We start from the raw sequence: 12,647 nt of genomic DNA on the forward strand, positions 1-12,647 counted from the left end.
AAGGGAGTAGTGGAGTAGGGGAGTAGGGGAGTAGGGGAGTAGGGGAGTAGGGGAGTAGGGGAGTAGGGGAGTAGGGGAGAATTTTTTTGCCCAACTATGCGCTAAAAGTGCTAACTTTTTGAGCATGAAGAGCTGAAAACCATGTACTTTTTTAATACCTAAAAAGACTCAAACCTTTATCTGGTAGTTATTTGATATTTAATCAGCAAACCCTAGTTATGAAAAAAATTATCCTTTCACTTGCGATCGCAAATCTCTTTATTCTACCTACTCCCTACTCCTGTAGGGGCGAACTGCCGTTTGCTTCGCATAACTATCGTTAACGCCCCTACGCTTCGCTTATTTATAGCAGATTCTACCAAGGGTGATATACACCCCGAAGCGGGCAAGATGCCCGCACTTGCATTCATTTAATTGTTAATCTCTGCACTTGTTATGAGAGGAATCTACTTTATAATGTCATGTCCGGATAATTAGTGTTCAAAAACCTTCTCCCTTTGAACCAATATTCCCTTCAGCATAGCTGCCTTCTGCCTCCTGCCTTCTTCAATTACTTAAATTCCAGACAAATCTGCCAATTTGATCTATATAACCTTTTTTTCCGTCTACCCACACCTCTGCAATACCATTGGAGAACCCAAAAGCATTATCAAACTCTGGCTCAATAATCATCTCATTAGAAGCATTAATATAGCCATACTTGTCATCAATCCTGACTTCTGCTATACCTTCTGAAAAGTTGCCAGCAAAATCATATTGTGGTTGAATTACTCTATTGCCAGAAATATCTATATAACCATACTTGTCATCAATTTTTACTGCTGCTAACCCTTCGGAGAATGTTTGATTAAAAATAAACTGTGGCCTAATAAATTCCTTACCAGTTTTATCAATATACCCCCACCTATCCCCAATTTTGACCCTTGCTAAACCATTGATAAAATCTCCAGCAAAATCATATTTTGTCTCAATTATCACTTTTCCAGTCGCATCTATATACCCATATTCATAAGCACTGCCAATTCTCACTGCAGCTAATCCATCCACAAAGAACCCACGCCCTGTTTGTCCTCCATATTCTGGCTGAATCACTATTTTGCCAGTTTTATCGATATAACCCCACTTACCATCAATTGTAACTCGCGCCAGACCTTCAGAAAAGTAGACCGCCTCTTCAAACTGGGGTTGAATTACTATTTCTCCACTTTTGTTAATGTAACCCCATCTCTGACCAATTTTTTTGACTGCCGCTAAAGATTCGGAAAAGCGTACAACAGACTCAAATTCTGGCTTGATAGCTATTTCTCCTTTTTCATTAATATAGCCCCATCTTTCTGCAATTCTTACTGCTGCTAATCCTTCTGAAAAGTTTTTTACCCGCTCAAATTTTGGAGGGATAACTATTTTACCCATCTTGTTAATAAACCCATATTTTCCATTTTGCTGAATCGGAAATAATTTTCTGACTTTTTTTTTGACAGGGGATGCTGTGGGAGTTGGTGGTGGGGGTGGATCAATTAATTCCTGAATTTCTTTGACTGCGCTACAGGATGTTAACCCTAAAATAGCTAGACTTATAAATAAATATAGAGAGCGTTTCATTTTGTACGATTTTCCTCCAATTTCTAGTTAATTCTTTAATTTGTATAACTAGATTTAATATTCTTAGGTTTTGGTCATTTATATCATGGTTCATATCTATTTGTACTAGACTTTTTGCAGAAGTCAGGGAATAGAGAATAGGGAATAGGGAATAGGGAGATAAAATTGTTGATTTCATATCTTTAATTGATTTAATTAAAGGTAAGGACTCAGCTATTAGGGGTCAGCTCTTCCTGCGGAATGCTACGCAAACAGTTTTTTAATGAATGAAGCAAGTATTTGCTTAACTTCTACTACAATTTTAAAGTAAGCATTCAGCCGTCAGCCATCAGCTATCAGCTATTGCTTTTAGTTTAGGATCAAAGCTCTATTAACTGTCTTACTAAAAAAGTTGCTTCCCTTTTTCTTAAAGTCAGTTGTTAATTTAAACACTGTCCTATATGAGAGAGTCTTGTTGCTGATAGCTGACAGCTAATAGCTGAATGCTTACATTTTAAACAAAGAATTGAAGTACAATAACAACGAGTTTAAATTGTACACTCAAGGTAATAAAGCTGATAGCTGATAGCTGACTGCTGAATGCTTACAATTAAAGTTTTTACAATAGTTCTATTATGCAAATTACCAAAAGTAATACTATACTTATACTCCACTTCAATTATTAAGTAATTAACGCAGACATAATCACTTGTTTTGATAATTAGCACCCTGGTTAGCATTAATTATTATTATGTTTACTACTCCCCCACTCCCCTACTCCCCCACTCCCCTACTCCCCTACTCCCCTTCCCGGAATACCTGCTTCGCATTTTAGTAGACGCTCAAAAATAGCGATCGCTGTTTTATCTGAAGCTTTGATAATTTTTTCTTCTACACCAATATTAATTAATTCCATTCCTAAACGGAGAAAATATGCTCGTTCTATTTGATCATTAATTTCTTGTTCGGTGAAGCTTCCTCCACCATTTTCTATGTAAGATTTTTGCGGGTCGAAATTCAACATTTTGACTATTGATTTAACTACATATTGTTGCTCTGGTCGTGCTTTGGATAAAAGATTAATAATTGGTTGTTCCCAAATTAATTTCATATCGGTTTTACTTGCCTGATTTTGTAACCATACTTCTAAAGTTGAAACTGGTAAATCAATGGTTTTTTCGTCTACTTTCGCAAAGCTATGAGCTTCAATATAACTAATTTTTCCGTCTCGATTATAATCTGCTGAAGCCACTCTTTTTCCAGTACGATTATAACCACTTAATCCTGCAAAAAAACTGGAACTATAATCTTTATAATCTGCTTCGTTTACTTCTGGAGTGCAGCCCACTGAAGGCAAGGTTTTGATAGTAGCAAAAAAACCACAACGACTCTGAAGTGCTATAGGTTTATTGGGGTCACCACCTTGATAAATAATATTAGCAAATGAACCGGAAAAACATTGAGCCATCATTGTTACTACTGGAGTATTTTGGGGTAACTTATCCAGAGTTTGTGATAATTTATGAACTGTTAGAGGTCGGTCTCCCCAAAGCATTAGAGCGTTATTATTATTATTATTTTGGTTTTTGATGCCATGACCTGTAAAGTAAAAAAATATAGGGCGACGAGATGTTTCTCTGGCAGCTTTTTGAAACCAATTAAGAAGATTTTTTAATGTTGCTTTGCCCTGAACATTAGGAATTTCTGGTACTTTAAATCGTTGTTTTCCTAATTCATCAATGTAGCGAATTGTGGCTTGCCCATCATTGCCATTAGCAAAAAATGTTGTAGCTGCTAATGGGTTATATCCGATTTTTTCTAGGGTACGTTGAAAGTAAAGTACATTTTTTTCAATGGCAATTTCATTTTTCGCTGGAGTACCACCTCCTCCAAATACTAAAAATTTTGGTTGTTGCTGATCTATTTGACAATTATGAGTTTTTTGTTGGCTGATTTTTGTGGAATTATTATCTGCTACTACTACTTGCTGTATGCTTCCGAATGCTAGAAATATTAATCCTAAAATCAGTTTTTTTATTGTAGATTTTTTTGGCATAATTATAATTTATTAGTCTAGATTTTTCCAATTTTATTTTTTATAGCATTTCTCAGTAAGTTTGAGGTAAACTGCTGGAGTTCCCCCCTAACCCCCCTTGATATCATGTCCGGTTGAATAATTAGACTTTGGTGTACAGAAGGCAGGAGGCAGGAGGCAGGAGGCAGAAGGTTTTCTCAAGAGTGTCACCTTGATTTTATACAGGCTCCGATGCTACCGGACATGATATGACAAGGGGGGAAACTGGAAGTCCCTCTTTTGAAGCTATGCTTTATAAACATCTTTCTTAACATAAAACTTGACAAAACAAACAAGTTATGTATAAGCCTCTCAAAGGCTTTTTTGGGAGAAAAGTGTATTGAAAAATACATTTTTTTGAGAACTGCAGACAGGATTTTTCCTCCCCATCCCCCCATCTCCCCATCACCCCATCACCCCATCACCCCATCTACAGGGTTTCAGGAGTTCCTTATAAGGGATAGCTTTTTAAGGGGGATTTAGGGGGATCTTTGATGTACCTCTCCAGGGTGAAAACAGCTATATATGAAATATAAAAAAGAATGCTACGAATAATTTCTCTACTTAAAAGACTTTACCTAGAAATATCGAATTTACTAAAAACAGAGTTTGACTCTAGCTAAATGATATATAGGCTATTCCTACTGACTTCTGACTCCTGGAAATAACCGTGCGTATTTGTAGCAAAAATTTTATTATTTTATATTAAACAATATTTCTAAGAGCGACAATTAATCCCTGACAAACTCCTGTGAGAAAGTTTAAGTCTAAAGTTTCAATCCTATCACTATTTTGATGATAATTAGGATTCCGCATATTGGCAGTATCAGTAATCATTATAGCGTTATATCCTCTATCCCAAAATGGAGAATGGTCGCTGCGACGGGTATCAGGTACAATTAAACCTCGATTTGGTACTGGCAAAAACTGACAATTCGTTCCTATTTTATTAAATTTTCTACTCATTTGGAACATCTCAATAATGGTCAATAAATTACCAATTAATGCAATAAAATTACCTTGGTTTGGATAAAAATATTTCAACCCTGTAGGATAACTTTGGGAACCGGGAGTAGAGTCACAATAACCGAGCATTTCTAGGGATATCATTAGTCTAAGTTGCTGTTGTTTTTGTTTAAGTTTTTCGGCATAATGCTGACTACCTAATAATCCATATTCTTCCATATCAAAAGCAACTAAACTAACTGGATATTTCAATGGTTGAGATGAAAATTCTCTGGCTAATTCTAGTAAAACTGCTACACCAGTTGCATTATCATCTGCTCCTGGGGTACCTGGCACTGCATCATAATGAGCGCCAATTAATATTGGTGCTAAATTCTGTTTTTTACTATTATTAATAGAGGGTAAATTTAACACTAAATTTTGATGAGTTTTGCCTGTTATCTGAAATTCATCAACTTCTACATTTCCCCACTGTGACAACTGCCGAGCGATATATTGTCTGACATAAAAATGTCCTCCTGATGCTAGATATGGGTCGCGATCGCGTACTATTTCATTCAGATGATTTTGTAATCTTGCTTGTAAATTAAATGTCATATTTAAAAGGGAATAGTTTAACAATGAATAATGAATAATTAATAATGAATAATTAATAAGGGCTTGCTGATTAAATATCAAAGCATTGACATATAAAGACAAGTGCCTTTTTAGGTCTGAAATACCTTGGTTTTCAGCTCTTCATGCTCATGCATGGAGCGTATTTTAGGCGCATAGTTGGGCAGAAAAACCAAGCTACAATTCTTACTCCTACTTTCTCGCTCCCAAGCCATTTCTCCTGTCTTCCCCTCCACCGGAGCAGGGCTATTTCAAAGTATCGCAAGTTAACGATCAGCGGGAGAATAGGAGTAATGGGGATCAAAGAATAGCAAAATTTACCAAAATTGGCTGATTTTGAGCGCCAATAACGCTCCTTTTGCTCTGACTAAAATGGTGAAAAGTCAATTTAATCATAAATTAAAAGCCTCTATCTCCGTGTCTGGTGTGTCTGGTGTGTCCCCGTGTCTATTGAGAATGAAACAGCCCTGCCCTCCACCGGAGGGGCGAGGGGTGGGTTGTCTCCTGTCTCCTACCCTCACCCATAAGACTTTATTCAGCAAACCCTAATTATTACCTCTGTTTGAAAGCGGATAGGATTGACTAATAATGAAAATTTTTTCTTGTCCCTAAAAGCTGGAGTTTAGACTACGAAAAAATTTCCCAAGATTGTTTTGGGTGAAAAAAGAAGGTAAATTAACCAAAAATTGAGTCTAAGTTTTCGGGTGCATCTCATAGCAAGCAAAAATACTTTTTTCCTATATATTCCCAGCTCCGGTGTTCCCAGCTCCGGTGTTCCCTAAAAGCGATAAATTTTTGGCTTTATTCACGCATTGAGATGCACCCAAGTTTTCAGATTTTTGGCTTTTTTTGTGGGACTTTTTCGTTAGTTTTAAGCCTCTCAACTAAAATCAGGGCCATTGGAACTCATGGTGATGAGCGAAAATGTAACTTAGACCATTTTCTGACTTTAGATTTTACCTAGGGTTTGCTGAAAAAGTATTTTTTTCAGAGGAGGAGCCAGAATTCAGAATCGGTGAATCCAGGAGAAATGAGATTCCGAGAAGAGGCAGCTAGAAGAATCTTCCCTTGATTTTCTACCTCTATCTTGCCCAAAATACTAACTTTTTGAGCGATTGGAGCTGAAAACCAAGGTATTTCAGACCTAAAAAGGCACTTACCAATATCAGTCAATGCTTTGAGACTTAATCAGCAAACCCGAATTAGCTGTTCTAGTAGTTAAAACTGCATTTATCTAAATGTTGGCATTTATACCCGCGCTCTCCTCGTCGGGAGCGTCGTATGGGAATGCCAATCAATGTTGCCCTTTCACATATAATATGTTAAAATCTAAACTTAGAATAAGCAAGCAGTAAATGGTTGAGAAAGCTTACAAGTTTAGATTCTATCCTACTCCAGAACAGGAAAACCTGTTGCGCAGAACATTGGGGTGTGTTCGACTGATCTACAACAAAGCTTTAGCAGCAAGGACTCAAGCTTGGTACGAGAAACAAGAACGAGTAGGGTATAAGCAAACTTCTGCTATGCTGACTCATTGGAAAAAGCAGGAAGATTTAGATTTCCTAAAAGAAGTCAGTAGCGTCCCATTACAGCAAGGCTTGAGACATCTACAAACTGCTTTCGCTAACTTTTTCAGTGGACGTGCAAAATATCCTAACTTTAAGAAAAAACGTATGGGGCGGTAGTGCTGAATTTACAAAGTCTGCTTTCAAATGGTTTGATAGTAAAGTCTCAGATCGCTAAATGTTCTGACCCATTACCTATAAGGTGGAGTAGGCAACTACCCCAAAACTGTGTGCCTAGTACAATTACTGTCAAACTTGACCCCTCTGGTAGATGGTCTATATCTTTGAGAGTCAACGACACCAGAGATTTGAGACTCAAACCGACTAACAGACAAGTAGGTATTGACTTAGGTATCACCAGTCTTTTAACTACCAGTAATGGAGAAACATTTGCTAACCCAAAGAATCTAAACAAATTACACAAGAAACTGAGGTTAGCCCAGAAGTCTCTATCTAGAAAAACTAAGGGATCTAATAACTACCAAAAGGCTAGGCTGAAAGTAGCCAGGATACACGCAAAAATTAAAGATTCAAGGCTTGATTATACCCATAAGCTGACCACTCAATTAATCAGAGAAAATCAAACTGTTGTAGTTGAGGATTTAGCAGTAAAGAATATGCTCAAAAACCACAAGTTAGCAAAAGCAATAAGTGATGCCAACTGGTCCGAATTAGTCAGGCAATTAGAGTACAAGGCTGATTGGTATGGACGGGAATTAATCAAGATTGATAGATATTTTCCTAGTTCTAAGCGTTGTTCTAATTGCGGACATATAGTAGAAAAATTACCTCTAAGAGTAAGAGAGTGGGATTGTCCAGAGTGTGCATCTCACCATGACAGAGACATTAATGCTGCAATAAATATTTTGGCTGCGGGACTCGCAGTGTCAGTCTGTGGAGCGACTGTAAGACCCGAGGGGAGTAAATCTCGTTTATGCTGGTGCTAAGAAACAGAAAGCCCCTAACAGTGATGTTAAGGAATCCCGCGCTGTCTCGTAAGAGCAGCGTCGGGAGGATGTCAACAGGGTTGATTCTAATTAAGGCTTTGTAATTGTATGAAAACTCTTAATATTAATTTCTCCTGTAATAGACATCTCCTCCACCCATAGGGAGTAGGCAGTAGGGGGAAATAATTGATAATTTATGGGTGATAATTGATTTGATTTTTTACGATCGGAGATGTCTAATATAATAAGTAATTATTAGGAAGCTGATAGCTGATAGCTGACGGCTGAATGATCAAAAATATTAAAATAATCCGCAGAGTTTCAATATCTTAATTTTGATTCTTAAAATATAGACTGTCAGTTATCTAAGTTAGGATTTGAAATTAATGACAGGTTTAGCATTACTCAGTACATCAGATAAAACAGGTATCATTGATTTAGCAAAAACTCTAGTTACAGAATTTGACTATGAAATAATTAGTAGTGGCGGTACTGCTAAAACTCTCAAAGAAGCAGGAATTTCTGTAACAAAAGTATCTGACTATACGGGATTTCCAGAAATTCTTGGAGGTAGAGTTAAAACATTACATCCTCGGATTCATGGAGGTATATTAGCAAGAAGAGATTTAGAGCAAGATATTGAAGAATTAAATGCTAATAATATTAGACCTATTGACTTAGTTGTTGTTAATTTATACCCCTTTGAACAAACAATTTCTCAACCAGGAGTTACTCTAGCAGAAGCAATTGAAAAAATTGATATTGGCGGTCCTGCAATGTTAAGAGCATCGGCTAAAAATTTTGCTCATCTAACAGTTTTATGTAACCCTAATCAATATAATTCATACTTGGAAGAACTACGGAAAAATCAGGGTGAAATATCATTAGAATTTCGTCAAAAATGTGCCTTAGCAGGATTTAAACATACAGCAACTTACGACCAGGCGATCGCTACTTATTTACAAGAACAACAACCAACTTCTGAACAGGAAAAAGAAACATTTTTCCTCTCTGGTAAAAATATTAAATCTCTGCGTTATGGAGAAAATCCTCATCAATCTGCTACTTGGTATCAAAGCGGAATTAATGCTAGTGGTTGGGCGGCAAGTAAAATTCTTCAAGGTAAAGAATTAAGTTATAACAATTTAGTAGATTTAGAAGCAGCCAGACGTATTATTACGGAATTTTCTGATGCTCCTACTGTGGCAATTCTTAAACATACAAATCCTTGTGGAGTAGCAGTTGCTGATACTATTTTGGCAGCTTATGAAGAAGCTCTTGCTGGAGATTCTGTTTCAGCTTTTGGGGGAATTGTTGCTTTGAATAAATCTATTGATGCTCCTACTGCTACTGCTATGACTAAGACTTTTTTAGAATGTGTAGTTGCTCCTGGATGTGAACCAGAAGCGGAGGAAATTTTTCAGAAGAAATCTAAGTTAAGAGTGTTAATTTCACCTGATTTAAAACAAAGTCCGTCGGAAACTATAAAGGTAATTGCTGGTGGTTTTTTAGTACAAGCTGCTGATGATGCAGTAGAAAATTCTAGTGATTGGAAAGTTGTTACTGAAAAACAACCGACTGCTGAACAAATGGAGGAATTAATGTTTGCTTGGAAGGTGGTAAAGCACGTTAAGTCTAATGCTATTGTGGTGACTAAAAATTTAGCAACTGCTGGTATTGGTGCTGGTCAAATGAATCGAGTTGGGGCAGTAAAAATTGCTTTGGAGCAAGCAGGAGAAAAGGCTATTGGAGGAGTATTAGCTAGTGATGCTTTTTTCCCTTTTGATGATTCTGTAAAAACAGCAGCAGCAGCAGGAATAACTGCGATTATTCAACCAGGAGGTAGTATGCGAGATAAAGATTCTATTGCTGCTGCAAATGAGTTAGGTTTAGTAATGATACTAACTGGAATGCGTCATTTTTTACATTAAGAAAATAGGGAATAGGGAATAGGGGGAAATAATACAATTTCTCAAAAACTTTTCTACACTTTCTTAAGTAGGGGAGTAAGGGAGTGGGTAGGGAAGTTGCATGCAACGTCCGTACAGGGAGAGACAAAAACCAGAATAATTAGCATTAACTGGCTAATAATTAGGAAATAAGTTATTAAACCTGTGTTAATTACTTGATAACTGAAGTTTTAGCTAAGTATAGGACTACTTTTGGGAATTGGTATGATTGATAATTTTTGTACGATAAGTACCTGTACAGAAATATTTATCAAAATAATTGGGTCTAAAACCCCCGCTTTTTAAGGCAAAATATTTTTGGAGTCTTGCTAAAATCCCTGTTACAAAAATAACTTCTGTACGTCGCCAATCCGACGGCTCCCCTATCTGACTTCTGACTTCGTTAAATATTGGGTTATTCGCCAGTAGACAAAGGTTTTAGTTTTAATTTTATGTAGTTAATTTTGTCTGCTTACTTATCAGAACTTTTGAAATGAAAAAAGGGTAAAATTTTTAGCCTATAAAATCTTAATGTATGACTTTTAACTTATGTTGTTGGAGGAATAACCGGATTTGGTATAAGTAAATTATTCAATAATTGATAATTGATAATGGATAATTGATAATTACCTCTCCCTAAAAGGAAGAGGATTGAATAAAAGGAAAATTTTTTCTTGTTTCTCCTTGAAAGGAGAGGCTTTAAACCTTAATTATTCGGTAAAAATTTGTATAAGTATAACAGTCGCTATTTCAGTTATCAGTTGTCAGTAAGAATTCATATAATTTTTCTGACTCTTGTTTCTGGAAGTGGTAAGGCAAAACATAGTCTACTTAGGATGAGAAAAAAGTAGGATGTGGTTTGAAGCATTACACACTAATAGACTAGACATCTCCGAATAAAGATATAGACTTTTTGCAGGAGTGGGCAACAGGCAACAGGCAACAGGCAACAGGTAAGATATTTTTACGAAAAGGGTGAATTTTTTGTATCCTTAGCCTGCTCTAATTAAAAGGTTTATTTATTTTCTGGAGATGTCTATTAACCAACTTAATATCAAATATTACGATTAACTTTTTTTGTAGTTAGGGAAGACCTAATTTGGCATATAGAAAAATTAAATAAAGAGTAAAAGTTTTCCATACTACCTACTCCTCTACTTTCATACTCTCTACCCCCTAAAATAATTGATTATTTGGCAAAAATTATGATAGTTACTCCACCACAAAATTTACCTCAAGAAGTAAAAATTAACCTCTTATTAACAGGAGGACATCAATATACTATTTATCTCAAATCTGATGCACCATTACTCCAACTTTTAGCCAAAACACTATTATCTAAACATCAAAAAACAGAAAATTCTACTCTATTTCAAATTCCTATAGGAGAAGGTCATTCTGCTTTATGTTTTCCTAGCGAACATTTAGTCGGAATGGTGACGGAACCACCAATATATTTGCAGCATTTACAGTCACAAGATACTCAATCTAATATCAAAACTTCTACTCCTCCTCCTCCCTCTACAACAGACAATTTAGAATCTCATTATTTACTCATAGAAAATTTTCTCACCCAATCAGAAAATCAACAACTATTTAATTATGTTTTGCAAAGACAATCAGATTTTTTACCAACTACAACATCAACTAAAGCAGAAAATTATCGTCGTTCTCTAGTATTACACTCCTTTCCAAAATTTCGAGAATTGATAGTCAACAGAATTAAAGAAGTTTTACCTGATGCGTTAAAAAAGTTAAATATTCCAGAATTTTCAATTGGCGAAATTGAAAGTCAGTTAACAGCTCATAACGATAATAATTTCTATAAAATTCACAATGATAATGGTTCTCCTGATACTGCTACTAGAGTTTTTACTTATGTTTATTATTTTTATCAAGAACCCAAAGCATTTACAGGTGGTGAATTAATAATTTACGATAGTCAAATTAAAGGGAAATATTATGTTAAAGCTGACACATTTAAAACTATAGAACCTAAAAATAATAGTATTATATTTTTTCTAAGTCGTTATCTGCACGAAGTTTTATCAGTAAGTTGCCCCTCTAAAGCTTTTTCAGATAGTCGATTTACTATTAATGGTTGGATACGGAGAAATAATGAATAATTAATAATTAATAATTAATAATGAATAATTAATAATTAATAATTACAGCATATTTCGGGCAAACAAAAAGTAAGTATTTCCTGCGGAATGCTGCGCAAACAGCTATTAGCAGTCAGCTAGCCTCCTCCGGAGGAACTAGGTTAACAGCAATTAGTAATTACTTATAAGATTTATTCAGGTAACTTTATCAGTAATTTTTATTCTTTCCTAAATTTCAAAGATTGCTTTTATCTTCCTCAAAATTAATAGCTGATAATGCAGTTTCGACCATAGGAGGCTAGCTAATAACTGAAGGCTAAATGCTTACAACAAAAATAATTAATAGGGTGCATCTCAATGCGTGAATAAAGCCAAAAAGTTATTGCTTTTAGGGAACACCGGAGCTGGGAACAGGGAACAGGGAATATATAGGAAAAAAGTATTTTTGCTTGCTATGAGATGCACCCAATTAATAATTATCGAATAATTAATAATTATGGTTGAAAGCCTCCCCTTTTAAAGGGAAAAAAAAGTGCTAGGATATTTCCTTATATTCAATTCTGTAACGGTTTTAACCAGAGGTAATTATCAATTATCCATTATCAATTATCCATTAATGAAAACTCCCTCCTCTATAATTCCCATTTCTCCTGACTCCTGACTCCTGACTCCTACCCTTAACAACGGACTTTTTCGACAAACCCTAATTAGTGTTAATTAGGGCTTGCTGATTAAATCTAAAAGTATTTATACATAAAGGTTTTAGCCTTTTTAAGTATCAAAAAGTGCAAGGTTTTAAGTGGTAATGCTTCAATTTAGGAGCGGATTTTGGTCAAGATTTGGGC

At 35.7% G+C, this 12,647-nt stretch carries 5 protein-coding genes and 1 pseudogene; 3 read left to right on the plus strand and 3 right to left on the minus strand.

Annotated features, from left to right (window positions below; all coding sequences use genetic code 11):
- Positions 1-546 precede the first annotated feature (546 nt).
- From F6K54_RS28640 to F6K54_RS28650, 3 genes are all read right to left on the minus strand, one after another.
- Complete coding sequence (locus F6K54_RS28640; RefSeq protein ID WP_293085289.1) at positions 547-1,602, minus strand: WG repeat-containing protein; 1,056 nt, start codon at positions 1,600-1,602, stop codon at positions 547-549.
- Between the two features lie 769 nt (positions 1,603-2,371).
- Complete coding sequence (locus tag F6K54_RS28645) at positions 2,372-3,637, minus strand: caspase family protein (RefSeq protein ID WP_293085292.1); 1,266 nt, start codon at positions 3,635-3,637, stop codon at positions 2,372-2,374.
- Between the two features lie 723 nt (positions 3,638-4,360).
- Positions 4,361-5,218: a M20/M25/M40 family metallo-hydrolase gene (locus F6K54_RS28650; RefSeq protein WP_293085295.1), complete on the minus strand. Its 858-nt coding sequence runs from the start codon at positions 5,216-5,218 to the stop codon at positions 4,361-4,363.
- A gap of 1,373 nt (positions 5,219-6,591) precedes the next feature.
- Here F6K54_RS28650 and F6K54_RS28655 point away from each other — a divergent pair.
- From F6K54_RS28655 to F6K54_RS28665, 3 genes and pseudogenes are all read left to right on the plus strand, one after another.
- Positions 6,592-7,800 (plus strand): annotated as a pseudogene (locus F6K54_RS28655) (RNA-guided endonuclease InsQ/TnpB family protein).
- 334 nt (positions 7,801-8,134) lie between these two features.
- Positions 8,135-9,679, plus strand: coding sequence for a bifunctional phosphoribosylaminoimidazolecarboxamide formyltransferase/IMP cyclohydrolase (gene purH / locus F6K54_RS28660; protein WP_293085298.1), 1,545 nt, complete (start codon positions 8,135-8,137; stop codon positions 9,677-9,679).
- 1,223 nt (positions 9,680-10,902) lie between these two features.
- Complete coding sequence (locus F6K54_RS28665; protein WP_293085301.1) at positions 10,903-11,823, plus strand: 2OG-Fe(II) oxygenase; 921 nt, start codon at positions 10,903-10,905, stop codon at positions 11,821-11,823.
- The last annotated feature ends 824 nt before the right edge of the window (positions 11,824-12,647 follow it).

Origin of the sequence: Okeania sp. SIO3B5, assembly GCF_010692555.1 — a bacterium.
Taxonomy (GTDB): domain Bacteria; phylum Cyanobacteriota; class Cyanobacteriia; order Cyanobacteriales; family Microcoleaceae; genus Okeania.